The 23,047-nt window shown below is 54.1% G+C and carries 20 protein-coding genes; 15 read left to right on the top strand and 5 right to left on the bottom strand.

The genetic code is table 11. From position 1 onward, the window contains the following. Nucleotides 1-69: 69 nt before the first annotated feature. Genes WN53_RS21310 through WN53_RS21260 form a run of 11 tightly spaced genes read left to right on the top strand, consistent with a single transcriptional unit; the run spans nt 70 to nt 12,635 of the window. A complete protein-coding gene (locus WN53_RS21310; RefSeq protein WP_024486296.1) occupies nt 70-2,628 on the top strand; it encodes a beta-ketoacyl-[acyl-carrier-protein] synthase family protein in 2,559 nt (852 codons plus the stop codon). After that, on the top strand, nt 2,625-3,860 hold the full coding sequence (locus WN53_RS21305) for a beta-ketoacyl synthase N-terminal-like domain-containing protein (protein WP_024486297.1): 1,236 nt from the start codon (nt 2,625-2,627) through the stop codon (nt 3,858-3,860). Before WN53_RS21310 ends, WN53_RS21305 begins: the two co-directional genes overlap by 4 nt. Next, complete coding sequence (locus WN53_RS21300; RefSeq protein WP_024486298.1) at nt 3,847-4,926, top strand: hypothetical protein; 1,080 nt, start codon at nt 3,847-3,849, stop codon at nt 4,924-4,926. Before WN53_RS21305 ends, WN53_RS21300 begins: the two co-directional genes overlap by 14 nt. Next, a complete protein-coding gene (locus tag WN53_RS21295; protein ID WP_037413124.1) occupies nt 4,923-5,636 on the top strand; it encodes an ABC transporter ATP-binding protein in 714 nt (237 codons plus the stop codon). Before WN53_RS21300 ends, WN53_RS21295 begins: the two co-directional genes overlap by 4 nt. Further along, the gene (locus WN53_RS21290) at nt 5,617-6,279 is read left to right on the top strand and encodes a hypothetical protein (RefSeq protein WP_024486300.1); all 663 of its coding nucleotides are present in this window, start codon (nt 5,617-5,619) and stop codon (nt 6,277-6,279) included. Before WN53_RS21295 ends, WN53_RS21290 begins: the two co-directional genes overlap by 20 nt. Further along, complete coding sequence (locus WN53_RS21285) at nt 6,276-7,601, top strand: ABC transporter permease (RefSeq protein ID WP_080949249.1); 1,326 nt, start codon at nt 6,276-6,278, stop codon at nt 7,599-7,601. The genes WN53_RS21290 and WN53_RS21285 overlap by 4 nt, the downstream gene beginning before the upstream one ends. 21 nt (nt 7,602-7,622) lie before the next feature. Further along, nucleotides 7,623-8,375, top strand: coding sequence for an SDR family oxidoreductase (locus tag WN53_RS21280; RefSeq protein ID WP_046808263.1), 753 nt, complete (start codon nt 7,623-7,625; stop codon nt 8,373-8,375). A 23-nt stretch (nt 8,376-8,398) separates the two neighbouring features. Further along, nucleotides 8,399-9,217 carry an outer membrane lipoprotein-sorting protein gene (locus tag WN53_RS21275; RefSeq protein WP_080949248.1) on the top strand — a complete coding sequence of 273 codons (819 nt, stop codon included), beginning with the start codon at nt 8,399-8,401 and terminating at the stop codon, nt 9,215-9,217. Then, nucleotides 9,217-10,623, top strand: coding sequence for a hypothetical protein (locus WN53_RS21270; RefSeq protein WP_046808262.1), 1,407 nt, complete (start codon nt 9,217-9,219; stop codon nt 10,621-10,623). Before WN53_RS21275 ends, WN53_RS21270 begins: the two co-directional genes overlap by 1 nt. Further along, nucleotides 10,598-11,581, top strand: coding sequence for an ACP S-malonyltransferase (locus tag WN53_RS21265; RefSeq protein WP_052754326.1), 984 nt, complete (start codon nt 10,598-10,600; stop codon nt 11,579-11,581). The genes WN53_RS21270 and WN53_RS21265 overlap by 26 nt, the downstream gene beginning before the upstream one ends. Before the next feature lie 7 nt (nt 11,582-11,588). After that, on the top strand, nt 11,589-12,635 hold the full coding sequence (locus tag WN53_RS21260; RefSeq protein WP_152526638.1) for a hypothetical protein: 1,047 nt from the start codon (nt 11,589-11,591) through the stop codon (nt 12,633-12,635). Nucleotides 12,636-12,682: 47 nt separating this feature from the next. On the opposite strand, the gene WN53_RS21255 is transcribed toward WN53_RS21260, so the two are convergent. Next, complete coding sequence (locus WN53_RS21255) at nt 12,683-12,973, bottom strand: hypothetical protein (RefSeq protein WP_024486950.1); 291 nt, start codon at nt 12,971-12,973, stop codon at nt 12,683-12,685. A 224-nt stretch (nt 12,974-13,197) separates the two neighbouring features. Between WN53_RS21255 and WN53_RS27675 the strand changes: the two genes are divergently transcribed. The 3 genes from WN53_RS27675 (at nt 13,198) to WN53_RS21245 (ending at nt 14,931) form a co-directional block, all read left to right on the top strand. Next, nucleotides 13,198-14,055, top strand: coding sequence for a hypothetical protein (locus tag WN53_RS27675; protein ID WP_024486949.1), 858 nt, complete (start codon nt 13,198-13,200; stop codon nt 14,053-14,055). Continuing rightward, nucleotides 14,048-14,449: a DUF1240 domain-containing protein gene (locus WN53_RS27670; RefSeq protein WP_071845659.1), complete on the top strand. Its 402-nt coding sequence runs from the start codon at nt 14,048-14,050 to the stop codon at nt 14,447-14,449. Before WN53_RS27675 ends, WN53_RS27670 begins: the two co-directional genes overlap by 8 nt. Nucleotides 14,450-14,523: 74 nt before the next feature. Continuing rightward, complete coding sequence (locus tag WN53_RS21245; protein WP_024486947.1) at nt 14,524-14,931, top strand: DUF1240 domain-containing protein; 408 nt, start codon at nt 14,524-14,526, stop codon at nt 14,929-14,931. 37 nt (nt 14,932-14,968) lie between these two features. Here WN53_RS21245 and WN53_RS21240 read toward each other — a convergent pair whose 3' ends face one another. After that, nucleotides 14,969-15,448, bottom strand: a complete 480-nt coding sequence (locus tag WN53_RS21240) for an Hcp family type VI secretion system effector (protein ID WP_046808260.1) — start codon at nt 15,446-15,448, stop codon at nt 14,969-14,971. Nucleotides 15,449-15,867: 419 nt separating this feature from the next. Here WN53_RS21240 and WN53_RS21235 point away from each other — a divergent pair, with 419 nt between their 5' ends. Further along, nucleotides 15,868-16,473, top strand: coding sequence for a nitroreductase family protein (locus tag WN53_RS21235; RefSeq protein WP_024486460.1), 606 nt, complete (start codon nt 15,868-15,870; stop codon nt 16,471-16,473). Nucleotides 16,474-16,570: 97 nt separating this feature from the next. Here WN53_RS21235 and WN53_RS21230 read toward each other — a convergent pair whose 3' ends face one another. The 3 genes from WN53_RS21230 to WN53_RS21220 are packed head-to-tail and all read right to left on the bottom strand — an operon-like array spanning nt 16,571 to nt 22,913. Further along, on the bottom strand, nt 16,571-18,793 hold the full coding sequence (locus WN53_RS21230; RefSeq protein WP_024486459.1) for a virulence factor SrfC family protein: 2,223 nt from the start codon (nt 18,791-18,793) through the stop codon (nt 16,571-16,573). Beyond that, nucleotides 18,790-21,720, bottom strand: coding sequence for a virulence factor SrfB (locus WN53_RS21225; protein ID WP_024486458.1), 2,931 nt, complete (start codon nt 21,718-21,720; stop codon nt 18,790-18,792). Before WN53_RS21225 ends, WN53_RS21230 begins: the two co-directional genes overlap by 4 nt. After that, nucleotides 21,720-22,913, bottom strand: a complete 1,194-nt coding sequence (locus WN53_RS21220; protein WP_024486457.1) for an SrfA family protein — start codon at nt 22,911-22,913, stop codon at nt 21,720-21,722. The genes WN53_RS21225 and WN53_RS21220 overlap by 1 nt, the downstream gene beginning before the upstream one ends. Between the last annotated feature and the right edge of the window lie 134 nt (nt 22,914-23,047).

The following is a 23,047-nucleotide window of genomic DNA, read 5'->3' as shown; positions in this document are numbered from 1 at the left end:
CGTTATTTTGCGCCATGGCAGCATGGCGCACTCACATTCGATTTCTGGTTTGCTGACACGGAAGACACTATGACAGTCACGCGTAAACGAGTGGTGATCACCGGTATGGGTCACCTCTCTTCCATTGCCACTAACGTTGCCGAGTTCAAACAGGCACTGCTGAATAAAACCTGTGGGATCAAGCCCAGTAAAAAGTACCTGGAATGGTTCGAGGATGCGAACGCCTCCGAGGTATTACAGCCTCTGAGTTGGCCCGATCTCCCTGCTGATACCGTTGCCTCTTTGGATAATGCTTCGTTGTGGGCCTATAAGGTTGGCCATGAGGCTTTGCAGCAAGGGCAGTTACCACGCGGAGAACTACGGGATAGAACCGGGCTGATCATCGGCGTTTCCTCTGCCGGTACCGAGCCTTTTATGCCGCTGATCGAACGTCAAACGGAGCGCTTCTCGTTGAAGAAGGCCATGGTCTCCGGCAGTTTTTCTTCCTGTAGCGCCATTGTCTCTTCACTGCTGGGGCTGAAAGGGGGCTTTGAACTGGTCGCTACCGCCTGTACGGCCAGTACCAATGCGATGGGGATTGGTTATGACCTGATCCAGAACGGCAAGAATGCCACGGTGTTGGTGATTGGTACCGAGCCTGTCTATCTGCCGACCTTTGCCGGATTTTACGCTCTCCATGCCATGAAACGTACGCCGTCCAGCCCGTTCTCCGGTGCTCCAGGGATGTCGGTTGGTGAAGGTGCTGGCGCTTTGTTGCTGGAGGAATATGAACATGCCGTCGCTCGTGGCGCGACGATCTATGGCGAGATGGTCTCTTACGCCACCTCTTGCGATGCCTATCACGAGACTGCCCCAGACCCTCGGGCCGAAGGGGCAGTACAGGTGATGCGCCATGCGATGCAGAATGCCGAGATTGGGCCGCAGGATATTGATTATATCAACGCCCACGGTACCGGCACAGATGCTAACGATCGCTGCGAAACGCTGGCCATGAAGAAGGTCTTCCCGAATATCATGGCTATTCCGGTGAGTTCAACCAAGGCTTATGTGGGGCACAATATCGGCGCCGCCGGGATCATTGAGCTGACCGCCTGCTTCCTGACCTTGCCGGAAAACAAGATCCTGCCAACGCTCAACTTCACTACGCCGCGCGCAAACTGCGATCTCAACTACGTGCCCAACGAGTTCCAGGAAGCCGAAGTCAAGATGTTCATGAAGAACAACTATGCCTTTGGCGGTAATAACTGCTGTGTGATTGCCAGCGTCAAGCCTGAGCAAAGTCCGGTAACGCATTATCAACCCAAACGCGTCGCGATCACCGGCATGGGGGCCGTCAATTCGGTGGGCCACACCTTGCAAAGCATGCTGGAAACAATGTGGGCGCAGAAGCCACTGTCACAACTTTTCTCACCGGAGCTCGATGACGATACACGCCATGGATTTCGTGAATTACTCAATGTCATGCTGAAAAACCAGGGTGTGGCTAACTACATGAGTAACCGCTTCGGCGCACAGGATGTGGAATATGAGCTGAACAAACCGGGCGGGGTGCATCAGGTGCAAGGGTTGGATGCCCGTAAGACACTACGCCGCTTTGACCCGCGTAAAGCCAATACCATCAGTACCTTTGCGTTACTGGCTCTTACCCAAGCCATGAATGACGCCGGGCGTAAGATCAAACGGGACGGTCAGTCGATTGGCATGATCCTTGGCATGTCCAAAGGGCCGCATTCGACGGTGGATCGTTACCTGCAAAGCCTGTTCCCTGACCCAACCAAAGTGCGGACCTCCGAATTTCCAGGTGCGCTGATGAATGCCATTTCGACCTTCTGTTCCATTTCTGAAGGGATCAAGGGCTATAACACCTCACTGGCCACAGGTATCAATGCCGGTTTGGGCGCATTGACTTACGGCTACGAGTTGGTCCGCCAGGATCTGCAACCGCAGATGATTGTAGGGGGGGCGGATGAAAATATGAACACCTTCGTCATCTGCCTGCAGGCGCTGAACAGCGATCTGCTGCTGACTCACGACCCAGCTGATTTCCAGATCTACAGCAAGGACGCCAAAGGCTATATCCCAGGTGAAGGTGCGGGCATGCTGCTGATTGAAGATTTACAGCATGCCCAGGATCGTGGCGCCCACATTCACGCCGAGATTGTCGGCTATGGCAAATCCAGCGATGGCTGCTACTTCGCCAAGGATGATATGCCAGCGCGGATCGAGTCCATGGCGGTGGCCATTCGTCAGGCATTGCACGAAGCCGACATTGAGCCGCAAGAGGTGGATCTGATCTGTGGCACCAGTGATGGTACTGCCGCCCGTGATGCCGTTGAGATTGGGGCGATCCGTAGCGCCTTCGGTGAGGCTCGCCGTAACCTGCCGTTTGTTAACTACAACGCCTGGTTTGGTCTGGTGGAGTCCTGCGTCGGTATCCTCAATATCGCGGTGGTCACGGAGATTATGAAGCGGGGTGAAATCCTGCCGATCCCTTACACCGAAAACTTCTGTGCGGAGGATATCGCCTTTGTCACCCAACCGCTGAAGAAAATCGTCCGTAACGCTCTGGTGCTCGGCGCAACGGAAGGCGGCAATCACTATGCCGTGGTGCTGAGGAGTCTGGCGTGATTCAGAATGTCGTCCTGAGTGGTTGGGGCGTCACCAGTGCTTATGCGCCGGATTGTCCGGCGCTGATCAAGGGCCTGAGCGAAAACAGGTTGGCCAGCACACAGCCCTGGTTCGCCACCGAAAGCGAATGGCAGGATCTGCGTTTGAGTTGCAACCCGCACCATGTTGCTGACCCTCAGCCAGCCGGTACGACGTTTACCCGCCTGCAACCGGTTATCAATCAGGCGCTTGCCGGAGCTGGGATGACAACGGATCAATTGCAGGGAAAGCGGGTTCGAGTTTATCTGGTTGGCCATGGTGAACGGCCCGACATTGCTGATTTTATGGGGTATCAGGAGCGCAACGACCAGGAAGAGCTGCGGTTATTTCCAAAAATCAAACGGCTGCATGCCAAGAGTTACGGTCAGGATCGGCTGGCGCGACAGCTGACGCAAAGTTATCAGCTCAGTTGGCCACCGGTTTCACTTTATTGCGCCAGCAACTCTTCTTTAGCGGCGGTCCATTTGGCCCACTCGGCCATTGCTGCCAATGAGGTTGATTTGGTGCTGGTCGTTGGCTGGTTTGAAACGATGACGCAGGACATTGTCTTCCTGGGGGGCCAGGACATGCTGGGGGAAGAGGGTTCACAACCGTTTAGCAGCCATAACAGCTGCATTCTACCCACCAACGGTGTCGTGGCGCTGATCGTTGAAAGCGAGCAACACGCTCGTCAGCGCAACTTTACTTCGCCTGTTAATTTGCGCAGCTCAGTGTTTTGCCAGAGCAGCGGTGCCAGGGGTAGCAGTTCCTTCACGGCGGATTTCCGCACCATCGCCCAGACGTTTGAGCGGGCACTGCTGGAAGCCGGGCTCACCGCGCAAGATATCGCCTGCGTTTTCCCTCATGCCAATGGGGTGATCGCCAGCGACAAGGCAGAAGCCATGGCGCTGCAAAAAGTCTGGGGGAAATGCGGGGTTCCGGTGGTCAGTTACAAGGGGCAGGTCGGTTATATGGAGAGCTGCTGTGGTTTGCTGGATCTGATGCTGGCGGCGGATGCGCTACAACAACGTCGTCTGCTGGCGCTGACCACGCGTTACCCGATTAACGACAGTCTGCAAATTCATGTTCATGCCGATAGCCCGCCGTTGGCACTGAAACGGCAGCACATCCTCAAGTCTGGCATCGGGCTCGATGGCTCGGCCATCGCCATGGTGATCTCCGCTAACAGTGAGGATGTAGATGAACACGGTTAAACAAGTGATACCGGCGGCAGCCATCAATCTGGTGGGGTTTTCCCTGCTGGAACCCTGCACGCCGATGCAACGGTTTTTTCCTAGCTGGTACAACGTGTGGGAAGCCTGGTTGCATAAAAAAGCCAACGCCAAAGCGGGCAGCGACCAGTGGTTGTTCCGTCGTTTCGGCATTGACAGTGAAATGCTGCCTGAAGAGGCGCTGCGTAAAGCCAATTATCGTGGCTGGTTGAACGATATGAGTGCGGCCTGTGCTCAGGCGGTGGCTCAGTTGGGGAGTAAAGGGGAGTTTCGCCTGCGCAATGAGCGTAATGCGTTGATTTATTGTGATTCCTGGGGCGAGGCATCGGTATTTGAAGGGGTCAATAGCTGGCGAGACTCATTGAGCGTCGATATTCTGCCCAAAGGTATCGTGAGGGATTACGGTATCAAGGATTTCACCTGCAAATTGCGCGGTGAGCGTAACGGTTTGGTGAGTGCGTTGCGGATGGCGCAAGACTGCCTGAACAGTAATATGGCCGATAACGTCATCATCTGTGGCCAATTCCGTAGCTTCCCAGCGTTGGTTTTCTCTGAGGCCGAACACTTTCCTTCATCCAGCAAACGGGGGCCGATCCCTGCCAACAGTCAGTTCAGCGTTGAGCGTGTCGGTTGCCTGATCCTCAAAAAGCAACCAGGCCAGGGCGTTGCTCTGCATTTGAGTGACTATCAAGCCTTGTCGGGTTCTACCCAGCGGCGCGCGCTGCAGCTGGCCGACCACTGTAAGCGGTATCTGGCTACGGATACCCAGGCCGTGTTGGGCGTAACACCACCGGCACTGTCATTTCGCGCCGTGCAGCGGCAAGCGTTTGAACAGTTGCCTGCCGGTCTGGCTTGCGTCTCGCTCAGTGAACTCTACGGCGACAGCGGCTGCATGAATCCGGCGTTGGCCTGGCAGTATCTACTGCAAAGCAATATCACCGGGCACAGCTTGTTGAGTGTGCTCGACGGTGAGGGAGGAGCCTGGTTGCTGGAGAACTGGGTACCGCAAGCCTGTCACTTACCGTCAAATCAGCGGGGAACATCATGACCACCCTACGTATTGCACAACCTCTGCCTGTGGTGTCGATGCAACAGGCAGGCAAACGCTTTGGTAAAGGGCCGGGTGCCATTGTGGCGCTGGGATCGATTACCACCGAAATCCATGACGGCGAATTTATCGCGTTATGTGGGCCATCCGGCAGTGGTAAAAGCACGCTGCTCAATCTGATGGGCGGTATCGATTATCCCACCAGTGGCCATGTCTATTTGCTGGGTAACGACCTTTCCACGCTCAATGACCAACAAACCGCTCGCCTGCGTGCTGATGCTATCGGCTTCGTATTCCAGTTCTTTAACCTGCTGCCGGTACTGAGCGTGTTCGATAACGTTTATTACCCACTGATGCTTAACGGCTTCAGCCGCCGCGTGGCGCAGGACCAGGTGATGGACATGATCGAAAAAGTGGGGTTGGCGGCGCACTACAAACGCACGCCCGGCGAGCTTTCCGGCGGGCAGCAGCAGCGCGTGGCGATCGCCCGTGCGCTGGTGAAACGCCCACGTTTGATCGTTGCCGATGAACCCACCGGCAATCTGGATACCCGTACCGGGCAGGAGATCGTCGATCTGCTGCTTACCATGAATCAGGAACTGAAAACCACGTTTGTTATTTCCACCCATTCATTGACGCTGCGCGATCGGGCCAAACGGGTGTTGGAAATCAGGGATGGAGAGTTGGAAAATGATTTTGTCATCGCTTAAGCGTTACGCTGTCACTTTATTGGTGTTGGCCAGTGGGCTGTCGCAGGCCACTGGTTTGCCGGAAGCGCAGGACAACCCCAGCTTAAAGGCGATCCTGACGGTTAATTCCCAAGCACCAATGAGTACGTTGACCCGTGCGGCCAACCAGTTGCAAGCCTTGTATCAACAGCACCCGGAACGCCACATTGCCAAAATGTTTTATGGCTACGCGCAACTGTTTATGGCCACGGATTTTCTGGCCAAGAAGAATTATATGCGTGCGGCAGAAACCTCAAAACTGGGCTTTTTCTACATAGATGAAGCGGCGGAAAGCGAAGGGAGCGACTGGCAGATGCGCTTTCTGCGTGTGCGGATGGATGCATTTGTTCCAGCTACCCATGGCCGTTGCGTCGTGGCCTTGAAAGACCTGGACTATTTGCAGCAGAACCCGGCGGTGCCCGCTGATTTGAAACCGATGATCACGCTGATGTCCGCGCATGCGCTGGCCAGTTGCCAACGTGTGGCCGATGCCAAGGCGGCCTGGGCGGCGTTGGCACAGCAGGGCGCAGAGGGGAAACGTCTGTCCGAGCAAAGTACGGCACCTGAATGGACGCCTGCTGAACTCAAAGCCATCATCCAGCCGCTGTCGGAGGTGCCGCTATGATGAATATCCTGTTCTGGGTTGCCAACATAATTATCATTTACGCCTTGTTGGTGGTGATCGTGACGGCGATCCGTAAACCTACCGATATCCGTTACACCTTCCTCAATCTGTTTCGCCAGCGCCGTCGTTCCGGGGTGACGCTACTGGCGATCACTCTGGGAGGGGTGGCGGTCTTTATCTTTGGCGGGTTTGTCGATTACTCGTTCTGGGCGCTGCGAGAACAAACCATCCGCACCAACCTGGGGCATATTCAACTTTATCAGCAAGGCTACCTCAGCAGTGGAGCCAACAATTCGCTGCAGTACACCATCGATAATTACGATGAGGTGAAACAGCTCCTGCAGGCCGATCCGGTGATTGCCCCGAAGATCGCCACCATTACCGGGCAACTGGCGTTTACCGGCATCATTTCCCAGTATGACAAGGGGGCTTCCACCTTCTTTACCGGCGTGGGGATCGAACCTCTAACCTCGTTGGTATTGGGCTCGCTGGATAAAATCATTTCTGGTAGCGACCTGTCGCGGGTTGAGCAGCAGGACATCACCCTGGGTTCTGGTATCGCCAATGCCTTGTCGGCGGGCTATGGCGACTGGGTCGATATGTTGGTGGTCAACCCGCAAGGTGGGCAAAACGCCATGTCTTCTCAGGTGCGCGGCGTCTTCCAGTCCGGCATCAAAGAATACGACGATACGGCGATCAAGATGCCGCTGCAAACGGCCCAGCGTCTGTTGCAGACCCAGGATGTCAGTAAAATCATCATCATGCTGCAGGACACCAACCAAACCGAAGAAGTGTTAGCGCGGATCAACCAGCTTATTGACCAGCATCAGCTCAAGCTGGAGGCGCGCTCATGGGATGAGTTGGCCATTTTCTATCATCAGGTGGTGAATCTGTTTGAAGGGATCTTCCTGTTTATCAAATCCATCGTCAGCGTCATCGTGGTGTTCATGATTGGCAACACGTTGATGATGAACGTCATTGAGCGTACCCGCGAAATCGCTACGCTGCGCGCACTCGGTCTTAACCAAGCCTATATTGGCCGCTTGTTTGTGTTGGAAGGGATCATCATTGGCATTATTGGCTCGGCGCTGAGCGTCAGCTTCGGCATTCTTATCGCTGCACTGATCAATATCAACGGCATACCGATGCCGCCTTCGCCTGGTTATACCCAGGGCTATCTGGCCTTTGTGCTGTGGGATCAGGACTTCAATCTGTTCTGGTTCTCCTGCGCGTTGCCGCTGGTGACGGCATTGATAGCGTCCATTATCCCGGCACGCCGGGCATCGAAACTGGTTATAGCGCAAGCGTTCCGCTTTGTTTAACCCCTCAGGGAGAGAAGAGACATGTCAAAGGGACAAACCGTACTCATTACCGGCGCAGGCCGTGGCATTGGTATGGCGATCGCCGAAAAACTGGCGCAAGAGGGCTATGACCTGATCCTCAACTACCGCAAGGATCAGGGGAAAAGTGCGGCCAATCTGCAACGCTTTGTCGCAGCAGAAACCCGCGTGAAGGTGACTTTGGCCAAAGCGGATATCGCCGAACCGCGCGATATCAGTGAAATGATGAAAAAGCTCAGACAGCAGGGGATCGAACGTATCGATCATCTGGTGCTGAATGCCGCCGCCGCGCCGTTCAAAGCCTTTATGGACATGACGCGCAGCGACTGGAAGCTGTTGCTCAATACCAACCTGATCGGCAACACCGCCTGCGTACAAGAAGTGGTACCGATGATGCCCCAGGGCGGTACGATCTGCGTGATTTCCAGTCTAGGCAGCCAGCGCGTATTGGAAAAATACCCGCTCGGCATCGCTAAATCGGCACTGGAAAATCTGGTGAGCTACCTGGAGGTGGAACTGTATGACCGCAATATCCGGGTCAACGGCATCTGCGCCGGGGTGGTGAACACCGATATGCTGCCGTACCTGGACGAGCTGTGGTCAGCAATGTTCGAACGTTGGAATAACGCGCCGCGCCGCTGGAAGGTGGAGCCGGAAGAAGTGGCCAACATTACCGCGTTTCTGGTCTCTGAGCAGTCGAGCGCCATACGTGGCTCCACCCTTATTGCCGATCTTGGCATGATGCTGGATATATAGCCCCATAAACAAGGACCGTTCCCATGAAATATCAATTAGCTGGATGCCTGGTGTTACTGGGTCTGTCGGGTGTGGCTCAGGCGGCAGATCTGTTGGATCGTCATCAACTGAACAGCCTGACCCAGGAAGATCAGCAGGCCCGTGAGATTATCCGTCGTGCCGATCGCGTGAGGGCACCCGACCGGCCTTTCCGCTATACGCTGACACTGCTGGAACATAAGGGAGGGCGTGATGTCACGGAAAACCAGCAGGTACTGGATATTTCCATGCGCTTCTATAAGCCTTCGGAGCAGGTAGAGAAAGGGGATGCGCGTGCGTTGGTGCGTTTTATCTCCCCGGTACGCGACAAAGGCAAAGCCTTACTCTCCGATCTGGACAAAATGTGGTATTACGCTCCAGACCTGCGGCGTCCGATCCCCATTTCCCGCCAGCAACGCCTGGTGGGGCAGATCTCCAACGGTGACGTGGTTGCCGCAGACTTTGATTACTCCTATATCTCCCGGCTGGTGGGTGAAGAGGCCTGTGGCCAGACGATCTGCTACAAACTTTCGTTACAGCGCCGTTGGCCCTATGTCACTTATCCAGCGATCAGTTACTGGGTGGAAAAAGATACCGGTTTCCCTAGCCGGGCCGACTTCCTTTCCGCCGACGGTGTGCCGATCAAGCGCTCGTACTATCGCGATTATCAGCAGGTGTTAGGCCAGATGCGGCCCACCACCATCGTGGTGGAAGACGCGCTGCGCAAGGATAACTACACCACCATGCGTTACAGCGACATCCGGTTGGAATCGTTGCCGGAAAGTAACTTCCAGAAAGAGTATCTGCTGAGGTTGAACGGTTGATGGCGAGCAGGCGATCCCCGATTAGCGGGGTTCTGCTGCTGGTGGGCGCCTATAGTAGCAGCAGCTGGGCGGTTGACTGTCTTATCCAACGCGGTTACGCGGGTATGGAGGGGATATCGTCCCATACCTCGGACTCATTATGGCAGTTTGACGACCCGGCATTTCGTAACAACGCTATTGCCAATCTGTACCTTTCCGGCGTGGCCCGCTGTACGTTGACCGAGACCCTCAGCGTCAAGGCGCAGGCCAGTGGTGAATACGCTCTCCAGGCAGGTCAGCCGGGAGCCCTGGAAGATCAGCGCCGCCAGGGGCTGGGCATACTCAACGAAGCCACTGCCAGTTGGGCGGTCAGCGACAGTGGGTATATTGATGCCGGTAAGGTACGTAAAACCAGTGGTTATCTGTTCTCGGTTGCGCCGCTCGACCTGCTGCGCAATATCAACGGCAATATGCGTAGCGTACGGGTATTTGGCTTGGGGGAGCGCGGGCGCAATTTCTATGATGAAGGGGCGTATGGCATCAGCAGCTCATGGTACCGCAACGAAGGGACCTTCACGTTAGCGGCCTTTCCGCGCCTCAAGCGCAACCACCAGCGTCAGGAAGCCGCCTCGGAATGGGACGCGATCCTGCGCACCAACAGTACCGACAGATACTATGCCAGTTATACCGCGACAGGTCTGAAGGCCTTCAACCCGACTTTTTCGCTACTGGCTGGCGATCGGAAAACCGTGGCGCTAGGCACTAGTGGCAACCTGACGGATATGCTGATCCTCAGCGTTGAGGGGTCGATTTCCCATGGGCAGACCTGGCGTCACCTGGACATGGCTTCCGCACGTGCCATGCGCCAACTTGCCAATGTGCAGGAGCCGTACAAGGTGCGCGCCAATGGTGCGCAAGCGGATATCGGTGTTGGCCTGCGTTACACCACTGGCGATCAAAGTGAATACGGCGCGGAATATTATGGTCAGAGCCAGGGCTACAGCCGCAGTGAGTGGCAGGACAACGTCGACACCATTCGCTTCGTCAATGGGGGTTACGGTCAGTCATTGCCACCGCTACCGCCATCGTTCATGGCGGATATCCGTAACGGCTATCAGCAGTACTCCCGCATGATGGCGGCAGAAACCGATAACGTCGGGCGGGGCGGCGACCTGCTCGGCAAACACTACCTCACCCTCTATACGCGTACCAATAAAGAGCAGGTCGGCAGTATCGACTGGTCGGTCTCCGGCATGGTCAACCTGGTGGATGGCAGCAACGTGCTGAATCTGCACCTGAGCACGCCGCTCAAAAACAACATTGAGGCTTATAGCGGCGTTGCCGCCAGCTTCGGCAGTAAAGAGAGTGAGTTTGGCACCTTCGGAGAAAAAGGAAATATCTATGCAGGTATGCGAATCAATTGGTAATACACCGGCCGCAACTAACGTCGCGGACGGTTGGATGATGATTTTCCCAGGACAAGGATCCCCGGCGCTCGGCATGGGCAGCGATGTCTGTGATGTTTCACCGGGCACCAAGGCGGTGTGGGATTGTGCCAGCGATGTTTCCGGGCTGGATGTACGCAAGCTGTGCCAGAAAGGGCCGATGACACGCCTGACTAAAACCCTTTATCAGCAGTTGGCCGTCACCACCGTTAACGCCGCCATGCTGACGTTGTTACGCGAACGGACTCCCGTGTTGGAAACCGGTTATGCCGGGCATAGCGCAGGTGAATATACCGCGCTGTATGCCGCCGGGGTGATGGATCTGGAAACGCTGTTCCGTGCGATCACGCTGCGCGCGACCATCATGCAAAACCTGGCCGAACAGCGCAAAGGGGCGATGTATGTGGTCAAGCCCTACAGCCATGATGCGCTGCGCGAGCAGATCGACAATCTTGGGTTGGGAACCGTACTCAACGTGTGCTGTGACAACGGGCACCAACAGCAAGTGGTAGGAGGGGAACTGACCGCCGTTAAAACCCTGGTTAATCATCTGGCGCGCCTTGGGGTAAATACCATCAAGTTGGGCGTCAATGGTGCCTGGCATACACCGTTGATGCAGGATGGGGTGGCACAGATGCGCCAGGCATTGGCCGACCTACCATTCTCTTCGCCGGTTTGCCCGCTGATCATGAACAGCAGTGGTAAAGCGGAATACGACGTGGCACAGATCAAGGAAAATTTGGCGTTGCACCTTATCCATACCGTGCGCTGGCGTGAAAGTATGGATCGGTGGGCCCAGATGGGACATCGCCGCTATCTGGAGATCAGCAACAAGAAAATCCTCAGCCACCTGTTGGCGGAGCACTACGGGGCTGACGAGGATTACCATATCCAACACTATTACCATCTCGTTGGCAGCAGTGTTAAGCATGCGGGATAAGGGCGATATGATGCCAACATTGACTACTTTCAGCCAAAGATACATGCGAGGAGCCGTGATCCCCGTGGTATTGGTCTCGGCTATTCTCACCTCGTCACTGATCCGCAACGTCATTGATATTACTCTGCCGGAGATGATCGCCGGGTTGGGGGCAATCTGTCTGTCGATTGTCTGGAGTATGATGCGCGATGGTCAAGGCTACTGGGCGTACAGCGTATTTACCTTGAGGGTGTTTAAAAACCCGCAAGCGATCGCGGGGCAGTATAAAGAGCGTAAAATAGCAGGAATGGCGAAATTGCTGTACCAGCCTGGCTGGGCTTCTTTGGTCATACTGTGCCTCGCGGCAGCACTGAGCGGGCTGATATGGCTATGCGGCCCAAACTGGCATTATCCCTTGATTGGGCTGCTTGGTGTCTTGGTGCTGCCAGCATTAATGGTGGTTCAGCTAGGCAAATCAACGCCGTTCAATATCCTGCTGGCCTTGAAGTCCTATAGTGAGCCCGAAACCTATCGACCTCGGCAGCGCCGTTTGCCAAGATTGGTGGCCGAAGATTTGCTATTGAATCTGTTAACCAATTTCGCCCTGGTCTTGCCGATTGCCCGTAAGCCTGCATTTAGCCTGGCTCCCGGCTACGCCGATCCTGCCTTTATCGTCGCGTTTATGATCCTGATGGGGGCGGTGACGCTGTTTATGCTGGCGTTTGCCAGCCGGACGCGGCGCTATGTGTTGTTTGGGGAGTTACTCAATGGCACGCTGGACGCCAACTCTGCGCCTGCTGCTCCCTGGGCGTTCACCGGCAAGCTGACACGTTGGCAGCGTGGTCTGCTCTGGTTGCTGGCTTCGCAGCTGTGGGCTATTGCGATCTGCCTGGTGTTTGCGGTATTGCAGATCACTCCGCAATTTATCCCGCTATACCTTTGTGCATTGTTGCCGCTACTGGTCGTTTACTGCCTGGAGCGCTATCAGACCTTGTATAGCAACTACAACGACGCGCTGGAAATGCACAAACGCCATCAGGTGTATGCCAATAACGATGCCAAAACGATGAAGTAATTCATAGGGGGCTCCTGGCGCCCCCATGTGACTAGAGAAGTCTGCAGTTATTGGATATTGAAGAAGCCAACGCGCAGCAGCACTTCAGCGACCACAATCAACCCGCTGCCCAAGGTAAGCAACCGCTTGTTGATACGTTGGGAACGCCAGCAGAGTGCCAGCGCGCACACGCCAGCGATCAATACGACCCACGAGGCTAAACGCAGGCTGGCCAACTGAGCAAAGGCGTCCAACGGTTGATGAGGGAAGGTGACAACGTCACTATTCCACACCGAGGTCAGATACTCCGTATACACGGGTTGTACCAGCAGACGGCACAGCGTGATGGCTGCCGCCAAATACAGTGCTATTCATTCACTTTATGAATGTAATGGAAAACGTAAATTGACTGCAAAATCCTATTTCCCGTTATGTAACCCACTAACGTGCAACTATATAGCATGGTTTCCACCACGCTGAGAAAAACTGACGTCTCTCGCATTGGTGAGAGAAATTTATGGGATTGTGACAAACAAACTCATATACTGTGTTGACTTAGGCTAAATCGAGGGACTGAAGGCTTATGAGATACGATCCGGTTTCGCAAACTTTTGTTGAAGATGACTACCGCCTGCAAGATCACCTTGATTTTAAGCGGCAACACGCGGATATCAACTATCAAAAGTTGCACGCTCAGCTCAACGAAATGAAAGATGAGAATATGTATGCCTTACTCACGGTAGAGGAGGCACAGTATTTCTTAAAAACCTTATGCGATCCCAATGCCAACCAGTCGTGGAAGGACGCGATGTTTTCCTGCACCGACCCGATGTCGTCTTTTGCTGGCAATATCGCCGAGTCACTGTCCGTGGGCAGGATCGCGATGGAGCTGAGAGGGTTTGGCGTCACGGCAACCGAATACGTGGGGAGGAATGGCAATCGCTACATCCGTTTGTCGGGATACCCTGGTATCAGAAGGTATTTAAATGCTACCCGCTACCTGATTGATAACCAGAGAATATTAGATATAGGCATCGGGACCAGAGGTATAGAGAATGGCATTATTGGTGGGGCAAGATTCTGTATTGTGTTTGCCGCAGCTTATCGAGCCGTTGAGCTATTGCTAAAAGATGAGTATGGTTTAACCGATTTTTTTGTGAATTTAACCATGGATATGGCTAAATTGGCGGTATCTGTGGGGATTGCTTGGGGAGCAAAAACGATAGCTACCAGTCTTATGATTACTGGAGGCAGTGTTATTGCTATAGCTGGTGGTATATTTTTACTTGGGCTTGGTATTAGTTATGGTTTATACCGGTTGGATAGCGAATTAAAAATAAGTGAAAGAATTATTAAGCATCTGAAATCATATAAAGAGCATAACGCCCCGTATCATCCAGATCAATTTTTTAACACTTGGGGGAGATATAGCCGTGGTTAAAATAAATAGACCGCTAGTTGGATTATTTGGAGTCTTTGTTTTTTTACTATCATGCTGGCTTAGCTGGGTTTCGCTAAGTGGGTATTTGTCTTTTTTTAAATTAAGCGATGTCATTATTTTCTCTTGGAAAGTAGGTGTGTTCATATTCGGAACCCCTTTGCTGTTCTACTTTTCATATTTGGCGGTTTTGTGCGTAATAAAAAACAAGGTTCCAGCCATGAATAACAAACTCGCTAATTCATTAACTTTATTCGCTGTATTTGGCGCTATAATAAGCTTATTTTCCTCCATATACATTGGGCATAATCTCAAAGAGAGAGGGTATAAAGTATGCTCAAAAGCGTCTTGGGTAGCGCCTAATGAATACGTAAGAGATCTAAAGCTCTGTCCGTAGTGAAATTGTTATTTCTTCAGTAGTTAAAGGGACTTAGTCATGGATGATATTGGTTTTTAACGCAAGGGGAAAACATGGATGACGTAACTAGAGGGCTATATGGTTTTTTTGCAGCCTTTCTTTTACTCTTTGCTTTTTTAGGGTGCTGGATACCTTTAAGTGGATTTATAGAATTTTTCACATTAAATGATGTCGTGAACTACTCTTGGAAGTCTGGGTTCATGATATTTGTAGTTCCTTTCATTTTGTATTTTGTATATTTGATAGTTTGTAGTGTGGTAAAAAACGAGTTTGTAAAAATGAATACTAAACTAGGTAATACCTTGGGCATTCTTCCAGTGCTTGGCATTGTATTTGGCATGCTCTCATCTACATATATAGATCAAAACCTAATAAATAACGATTATAAGGTTTGCCCAAGTAAATCGCTGATGCTCCCTAATAAGTATGTAAAAGACATAAAACTATGCGGACAATCATAAACCAGACACTCCAATAAAGAGTGCCTGGTCTTTAGGATCAGTATACCCTGTCATCCCAGATGCTATAACCCGAAGTGCCCGCGCTCTTATGGCTCCAGCTAATGGACTTATACTTTACCTGCACCTTTTCAAACGGCATTTTGTCACCCTCATCGATGGAATGGGGGTAGATACAGGTGATGTCGACAAGGGTTGCTTCGGTCAATTTAACTTCGTAGTAAAGCTCTAACTGGCCAGCGGGATTGACGCGGTAAAAGTAAAAAATGATGTCTATCGGTTCATTTTCCGTTATTGCCACACCTAGTAAAGGAGATGACTTATCGATTGGTTTAATAAAATGTACCGGGTGGTGGGAGACGTTCTGTTCGCGGCTGATGCTATGATTTAAGCCTAATACCTGCACCTGATTTTCATGGCCAGCCTGGCACCGGTTGCCAATAGAGTCCAGCGATGAGCATCCGGCGGAGATTAGGCCCTGTCTCTTGCCGTTAATACTTGCGTAAATCAAATTAGACATATCGCTTCCTTATGTAGTCCATACCTTCATTAAAAACACGATCAGTGTCGCTATGGCGGCGCTGAGGGCACCGTAAGTTGGAGCGTAAACCGAAAATGTTCACCGCTTGAATCCGTAAATTTCACCTCGGTAATAATGCAGATTACCTATAAATAACTGGGGTTGTCTATAAAAACGCATGTGTTGCAGTTTCTATTATTCAAAATTAAAATGTCAGTCCATTGTTTCATTATAAAAATATATGTTATTGACGCTTTTATCTGTGCCTGATTAGTGCAGGTTAAATTGCGAAAACAGAAGTCGCTATTTACTTGAAGGCGGCAGAGGATGCCTGACGCGAATGGATCACAAATCCCGGTGGACAGAGGCTGCGAAAAAGCGACAATAAGCGGGTTAACTTAATCAAAGGACATGAAGTAATGCATACACTTGACGCTATTGAGCAACGCCGCGCGACCAAACAGTTTGATACCCAGCATGTGATGACGCTGGATGAGAAGAAGGCGCTACTCAATATTGCCCTGCAAAACACCCCTAGTGCTTTCAACCTGCAACATTGGCGCCCGCTGCTGATTGAAGATCGTGCCCAGCGTGAACATATCCGCGAAGTGGCTTGGGGCCAGGCGCAGGTAACCGATGCCTCTATGCTGGTTGTGCTGTGTGGCGATCTGTCCAGCTGGGAATCCCAGGTGAAAAACATCTGGCGTGAAGCGGCAGAGCCGGTGCAACAGTTTATGTTGCCTGCTGTTGACCAATATTACCGCGGCAAGGCCCAGGTACAGCGTGATGAAGTGATGCGCAGCAGCGGTCTGTTTGCTCAGACGTTGATGCTGGCGGCCAAGGCTCAAGGTTATGACTCTTGCCCAATGGACGGCTTTGATTTTGACGCCGTGGGCAAGATCATCAATAAGCCAGAGCACTACCAGATTGCGCTGATGGTGGCGATTGGCAAAGGTATCAGCCAGCCTTACCCACGCATTGGTAAACTGCCGGTTGATGAGATTGTACAGATTGACCGTTTTTAATTGAATTGCCTCTCTCCTCGTTGGGAGAGAGGTTCTTATAGTTGCTGACTGCTGAATTCACATGTTCGACCGTAGGGCCGCCGCATGCTGCGCCCGTTTAACCCATCTCTTGAATAATCCGACCCAACTTTTCACGCTGCTGTTCACTGAGTGTTTGCGCACCGCCGTGGCCCGCATTCTCAGCAATTAATTGATATAACCCCACCAGCCAATCGTAGATGTACAACGCCGTATTATTGATCGGTTCGACAGGTAATGCGGTCATGCGTAGATCGGCGCTCTGGCTGGGTTTGGTAAAGATCTTATGGCCACGGTTAATGCGGCTTTCTGGCCGTTGCGCCTGCGGACGCAGTTGGAAGCCAAGCCAGGCGACAAAATCCCCCAGCACCGTCAAGGTACAGGCGATCTGCCGCTCGACGTGATTTTCTCTGTTGTGACCCGCGTGTCCCGGGTCGGCCAGGGCATTCCCTAGGCGTTGCCAGATATCCAACCGGAAACTGGCGGTGATCAACTCATCGGCCAGCGTGGTCAAGGTGGCTGTTTCCACCGCCAGCAGGTCGATTAACGCACGATGTTCAGCCAGATTACGCAATTGGGTGATCCATAGCTGTTGCACCTGCAAAACCACGTTAGCGCCAGACTCCAGTGGAGATACCACAGTAGGTTGCTCGTCAAACAGATCTAACGCGATCGCCAAGGGATCGTCGTTGTGCGGGCGATCTTGCTGCTGTTGGCAAAAGAGTGGCAGTAGGGCGTCGCGGTCTGGCAACAGGTGCTCCAGTAGTTCACCGTGCAGAGTGGTGCGGTCTTGCAACGCTTTTACCGTGGCCTTGGCGAGAGGCGCTTTATCCTCGGTTGCTACGTTGAGCCAGCGGCCAAGCAGGTTGTGCCGTAACTCTTGCTCATGACGATCGAAACGTTGTTGCAGGCGATTATGACGGGCGGCAACATTCACCGAAGTGAGCAGGTAGTCGGTCATACGCCGGACTTCATCTTCATTCATCGCCAGCAGCGTTCCCCAAACCTCGCCGGGATGGCCAACGTAACGTTGTACGGCTTGGTCAAAATGGGCCGACGAACGCCGATCGTACGGGGTAAATGCCCAGATCAACTCGGGATGGCCACGGCTATCGGCTTCCTGATGTTGTTGTGCCCAATGATCCAGCGCCTGGCCGACCATTGTTGCTTCTTCACGGCAGGCCGCAGCATGGCAGACGATCAAAGCTTGCATAGCTTGTTGGTCGCTATAACGTTGTAGCAACGTGAGGCTTTTGGCCTGTTGCAGACTCTCGTCGTCTGTCGTATAGGCAGGCAGATCCAGATAATCGGTTGACGCAAAGCCGCTGTGGGCCGGGTGGCTCTGTAAAGGGATCAGCAACTCTGCGGCCAATAACCTCAGCTCTGCCAAGGGCATCGTCATCACGCCGTTATTGAGTTTGAGCTGAACCTTGTCACCGGTCTCTTCCAGCATTGCTGGCGTCAGGATACCGTAGCTGGGCTGCTGATTTTCATCCGTCAGCAGGCTGAGCGGAGCCAGCACGCTTGCTGCGCCCCCCAACTGCTCCAGCCGGTAAGCCAGACGGCGATAACATGCGGTTAATGCCGGTTCTTCCCCCCACAGCGGAGCAAACAGATCCGCCCGGTCATCAATGGAAAGATAGGGAGCGATAGCCAAGGCGTTTGGCCAGTATTCGCTGTCCCAGCACTGTTGTAACCGAGGGTCGTCTGTGCGCAAGCTATCCCAGAGGGTGACGATATCATCGGCACCGATACCCGGCACCGCCTGAGGTTGGCAACGTTTTGTCAACGAGGCGATAAGTTCTTCGAACTCTGTTTTTTCTATTGCCTGTTGCGTATGACTGCTACGCGCCAGCATGCACACTAACTCCACCGCCGTCAGCAGCTGAAGCTGCACCGGATAATCAGGATCTTGTTGAGGTACGGCGTGGCTAAAGCGGATCGCTATCCCTACGGCGGAGTGCCCTGGGCGGATATGCGTCAGGTAATCAAGCGTTTTACCGGCGAAGGTGGTCGCCAGACAGCCCGCTTCTGCCGAGGCCAGTGAGGCGATCAGATAATCTTTTGCCGCTTGCGAACGGCCATAAAAGCCCAGCGCTCCCCGTTGGGTGGCGGCAACCGCCAACCGCTGAAGCCGGATACGACATCGGCGCAGGTTAAGCATTAAGGTAGGCGCTTCCATTGCAAAACGGGGCGTCTGCAGGCGGGTATTATCCGCCCAGGCCAGTGCCTGAGCGATACCTTGATTTAATAACGGCCAGCGCTGGGTAAGCGGGGAGATTGGGGGAATGGCTGACTTCATGCAAAAATGCTCCCGCTGTCGATCCAATAGTGGGTAGCCCCGGTGGCACTGTCGATCAGCGTATTCAATTTGAGTTGCAGATGTTCGGTGGGCACCGGGGTACCGTCTTCCAGTTCGGCGCTGGTGATGCTCCAGCGAGCGGGAGAGCCCGGCTGCGGAGCAATTTTAACCCGTAACAGGTTATCGCCAGCCAGGTTACGCGCCAGCTGCGGATCGATAATCGTCAGGGTAAACAGCGGCGCGGCGGGCCAGTGTTCGTTATCTAACTGACGGAATCCCAGGCACAACGCACCGTTGAGGGCAAAGCTGACGCTGCTGTCCAAGCCGCCATCTGGGGTATCCAGATCGAGATCTGCATAGAAAACCTGATTGGCAGGCAGGCGGTTGTCTGCATCCAGGCGCCCCAGATAACGCACCGTTGAATAAGGGCGGAAATCGGCCGCTTTGAAGTAAACGCCCGGTAAGCGCAACTCCAATGCTAACAGACACAGCATTGCACCCACCGCCGCAGTGGATTTGGGATTGTCGATCCGCCCTTGTTGGCTGAAAGGATACCAGCCGCTGGTGTGATAACCATCCAGCGAAACGATGCGGTTGATCGGCACCGGCTGTAGCTGCCGGAACAGGGCCTGAATGCCAGGGAAACGAGAAGGGCGGCCAGTGAGCAACAGCACGTCGCAGTTGTGCAGGGCGATCACCTCGGTCAGCAACCGCAGATTGCGGGTAAGCGCCATGCGCGGTGAAAGGAATTCGGCGTGCAAGTCGCTCAGCCGCAGGATTAGCGGCGTCTGCAAAACGTCGAACAGTTCTGCCTCTGCCGGTAAACCGCGTTGCACCGCCGCATTGATATATTTCAATACGTTATCGGTGGGTTTTTGCGTCAACAGTTCGCCCAGCACGGCGTCGATCTCGCTGCGAGTCTGCACCGGGGTGAAGCTTTCATAGCGTTCCAGGATCGCCTGAGCGAGTGGGATGAAAAGTTGCAGTGTCACTTGTTGCTGCAATACTGGGCTCTCTTCCTGGCCAAACAGTTCGGCCATCAGTGCTGCCGGTTCTGACACGCCGACGCGTTTGAATTCGGCCTGTAGGGCGGGCAGCAGATACAGGCGGATCACCTCCAGCAGAATGTCATCGCCCGCCACCTTGAAGCCTTCACGGAATAACAGATGCGGGGTCACCTTGACGTTGTTGCCAGCCGTCTCTTCCAGACGGTACTGGGTAATTGCCAGATCGGTGGTGCCGCCGCCGATATCCACTGAGGCAATACGCAACGTTTTCCCCGGCTCAGCGGAGTCCGGACGTGCCATGGCGCTAAAGAACGCCTCAGCCTGGCCCGCGAAGTTGACCTGGATTTCGTTATACAGATAGACCATCTGGCCGCAGGTGGCCTCATCCCACTCCATCTGTACGGCGGGGACCGGCACCGAACTGGCTATGCCGTTCAAATCTTCATCTGCCGAATGCCACCCCATGCCTTGCCACACTAGCGCGATCGCCTCATGCATCCGCAGGCGGAAGATTTCACGTTCCGGTACCGGCATAGCGGAAGGCAGGGTCAGAATGATATTACGCAAACGGCGAGGTGCTGCCCCGTCACGCAAAGAGAGGCGCTGGGCAACGCTGTTGATCTGCATCAGCGCCTGAGCCAACAGCTCGCTAAGCATTAAAGCCATCAGCGAACTGCGGCTGTAGTTTGGGGTGAAAACCGGCAGGCGCTCTTCCGGTGGCAGGCTGGATAACGGCTGCCCTTGGTCATTGATTAACTGAGCCAGCGGAGTCGCGAATGCAGGCGGTTCTTGTAGGCTATGCTCTGCCGTACGGTTGAAACGCCAGCCGGGGGCATAACTCTCCTCATCCCACAGATAGCGCCGTGGGCTGGACAGGCCGGTAGATGCCGTATCGCCTTGCCTCTGAAGTGCCAAGCGGCAGGCTTCATGGCCCACCCGGGTCATCGAGGGCCAGAGGAACGCATCGTCGCGGCCACTTTCAAACGAGTAATTTGCCTTGCCAAAGTTGGCGGGGGCGAACTCAGTGCGGCTGGAAAACAGGCCTTGGTGCAGATAATGCGGTTCGCTGAGATCGCGCAGTTGTAGTTCATAGCTGTGTTTCAAGCCGTTGCGTTCCGCCGGGTGATCTTCTACCAGGATGCCGCAGGTATGGGAGTTGCCGACATCGAGGATCAAATCCACATTCACTGCGGGTTGCTGCACATCGCTGCCTAGGGTGATATTCGGCACGTTTAGCTGGCTGGCCAGCAGTTCCAGCAGGTTCAGGTAGTGTGCCTGATATTCAAATTCACGCAGTGAAGCGTTGATGTTGCGTTCCGGGCGCTGCTCCAGGGCGATGGCCTGTTGGGTAAAAGCCTCGCGTAGCCAGCCGTCCACCCAGGTGGCATCCAGGAAATCACCCAAATCCTGGCTATGGTGCGCTAGCGCAAAGCTCAGCCCGGTGGCGATGTCCTGCTGATTAGGAGCCAACTGTTGGTTTTCATGTCCTGCTGGATAGACTTGGGTATCAAATGCCAGCGTGATGCGCAGCGTGTGGCCTTGCCGATCCGGCTGATCCAAACGTATGATTTGTATACGCGCCCAGTTGTCCGGCCCGCTGAGAAAACTGTTTGGCGGGTTGAAGCGCAAGAACGGCAGCGGTAACCAAACGCGATCTAGCAGCCGCAATGACTGCTCCAAAGGAAAGCTGAATTCCGGGCGCACCATTTCGGCCGGTTCGCCTGGGGCTACCGGCAGGAAATAGCGATCTTTGGCCGCGTGATAGTTCAGCCGCAGCAGTGGGCCGTTGGCAGTCTGGCGGACAAATTTGCCTGGGCGCTCAGCATCCATTACCGGCGTAAGGGAGAAGTCCAGAAATTGGACCCCGCTGTTGGGTATCAGCGTAACGCGCTGCGGATATGCGATGGGGGTCGCCAACATTATTTACTCTCGCGCTTGATCGTCATAGGGAATACCGTTTCGTTGTTGCCGTAACGACCGGTGCATTCTGCGGCGGTGCCAGCTTCACCTTGCTTACACACCAGTTCCGGCATTTGATAACGGGAGCCGTCGCTGCAACGGGCCTTGGTACGGCTGTTGATCACCAGATTGCCGGACTGCATCAGACCGGCGTTGACCTCGACCCGACAGGTGACTTTGTCACCTTGAACGATCCTGGCGGTGCCCTTGCCACGGTTAAACTGATACAGCAGGCTCGGTGGTTTGCCGGTCAGCGGATCCTTGATCGCCAAGGTGACGCGCCATTTACCGTTGAGGAAGGCGGTAGAACCGATCTTTACCGCTTCGGCGGGTAGCGTCAGCGCCAGTTTATCCACCACCACCGGCGTGATGACCGGCGGAGGCAGCACCTCCGCATAGCCTAATGGCAACTGTAGAGCGGCGGGAGTAATAACCGGCTTGGGTTGTACCTTGACCGGCTCAACCGTTTTTATTGCTTCCTGAGGGGTTGGCTTCGGGAGCAACAACCAGATCGCGGCGGCCAGAATGAAAGCAGCAGGCAGTAGCAGCAGCCACCAGACGTGGTGAGACTTGTCCTCCGCGACGGGTGGCAGAGGTGCAGGCGGTTGCGGTTCAGCAATGGGCTCAGCAACGGGTTCAATAATGGGTGGTGCGATGGGGGGAGCAGGGCGATCTTTCGGGCGCAGGCAATCCAAAGGCGCGGTGCGGATCTTGCCATCGGCTTTCACGCAGCCCCAGAAGGTGATCACCGGTTTGCCATCCACCAGGAAAACGGCGTTCTGATCCGGGAACTGCATGGCCTTGCTGAGCAGCGTCGCAAACATTTGCAGGTTGGCTTTACCGCTGTGGCGAGCGCGTAGACTGATGGCTTCTGCGGTGATCTGGAAATGTTCCAAAAGCGGCAAGGCGGCTGCCCGTGCATCGTCATCGGCCGCATGCCAGGAGATCGCCCGTCCAGCAATGGGCGCATACCAGTCAATGCGGTCGCCTTGCGCGTTGGGGATCGGGATCGCCAGGCAATCCGCTACGGCTGGCTGTTGCTGGAGGCGCAACGCCTCACGTAACTGCGACGCCAACGCATAAACAGGTTGCCCATTTTCGCCCAATGTAAGAACGTCATCTAGATTGCCACTGCGTAAAAAGGGTTTTGCCACACCGGATGCCTTGCTTGTTAGCGATACCCTATGGATTTCAAGCTGCAGCTAGGCAACAAACTTACTCATCCCCAGGAGCTTACTTTTGGTAAGTGACTGGGGTGGGTAAGTGCAGTTAACACCGCTGCAGCTTG

The sequence above is a fragment of the Serratia fonticola genome (assembly GCF_001006005.1).
Classification (GTDB): domain Bacteria; phylum Pseudomonadota; class Gammaproteobacteria; order Enterobacterales; family Enterobacteriaceae; genus Chania; species Chania fonticola.
This window is presented reverse-complemented; position numbering and strand designations above follow the sequence as displayed.

Bases quoted from the DNA above. Each gene is read 5' to 3' on its own strand.
- WN53_RS21240 (WP_046808260.1), bottom strand. From the start codon at position 15,448: ATGTCTAATTTGATTTACGCAAGTATTAACGGCAAGAGACAGGGCCTA.
- WN53_RS21285 (WP_080949249.1), top strand. From the start codon at position 6,276: ATGATGAATATCCTGTTCTGGGTTGCCAACATAATTATCATTTACGCC.
- WN53_RS21230 (WP_024486459.1), bottom strand. From the start codon at position 18,793: ATGAAGTCAGCCATTCCCCCAATCTCCCCGCTTACCCAGCGCTGGCCG.
- WN53_RS21275 (WP_080949248.1), top strand. From the start codon at position 8,399: ATGAAATATCAATTAGCTGGATGCCTGGTGTTACTGGGTCTGTCGGGT.
- WN53_RS21290 (WP_024486300.1), top strand. From the start codon at position 5,617: ATGATTTTGTCATCGCTTAAGCGTTACGCTGTCACTTTATTGGTGTTG.
- WN53_RS21300 (WP_024486298.1), top strand. From the start codon at position 3,847: ATGAACACGGTTAAACAAGTGATACCGGCGGCAGCCATCAATCTGGTG.
- WN53_RS21260 (WP_152526638.1), top strand. From the start codon at position 11,589: ATGATGCCAACATTGACTACTTTCAGCCAAAGATACATGCGAGGAGCC.
- WN53_RS27675 (WP_024486949.1), top strand. From the start codon at position 13,198: ATGAGATACGATCCGGTTTCGCAAACTTTTGTTGAAGATGACTACCGC.
- WN53_RS21310 (WP_024486296.1), top strand. From the start codon at position 70: ATGACAGTCACGCGTAAACGAGTGGTGATCACCGGTATGGGTCACCTC.
- WN53_RS21225 (WP_024486458.1), bottom strand. From the start codon at position 21,720: ATGTTGGCGACCCCCATCGCATATCCGCAGCGCGTTACGCTGATACCC.
- WN53_RS21245 (WP_024486947.1), top strand. From the start codon at position 14,524: ATGGATGACGTAACTAGAGGGCTATATGGTTTTTTTGCAGCCTTTCTT.
- WN53_RS21295 (WP_037413124.1), top strand. From the start codon at position 4,923: ATGACCACCCTACGTATTGCACAACCTCTGCCTGTGGTGTCGATGCAA.
- WN53_RS21270 (WP_046808262.1), top strand. From the start codon at position 9,217: ATGGCGAGCAGGCGATCCCCGATTAGCGGGGTTCTGCTGCTGGTGGGC.
- WN53_RS21265 (WP_052754326.1), top strand. From the start codon at position 10,598: ATGCAGGTATGCGAATCAATTGGTAATACACCGGCCGCAACTAACGTC.
- WN53_RS21235 (WP_024486460.1), top strand. From the start codon at position 15,868: ATGCATACACTTGACGCTATTGAGCAACGCCGCGCGACCAAACAGTTT.
- WN53_RS21280 (WP_046808263.1), top strand. From the start codon at position 7,623: ATGTCAAAGGGACAAACCGTACTCATTACCGGCGCAGGCCGTGGCATT.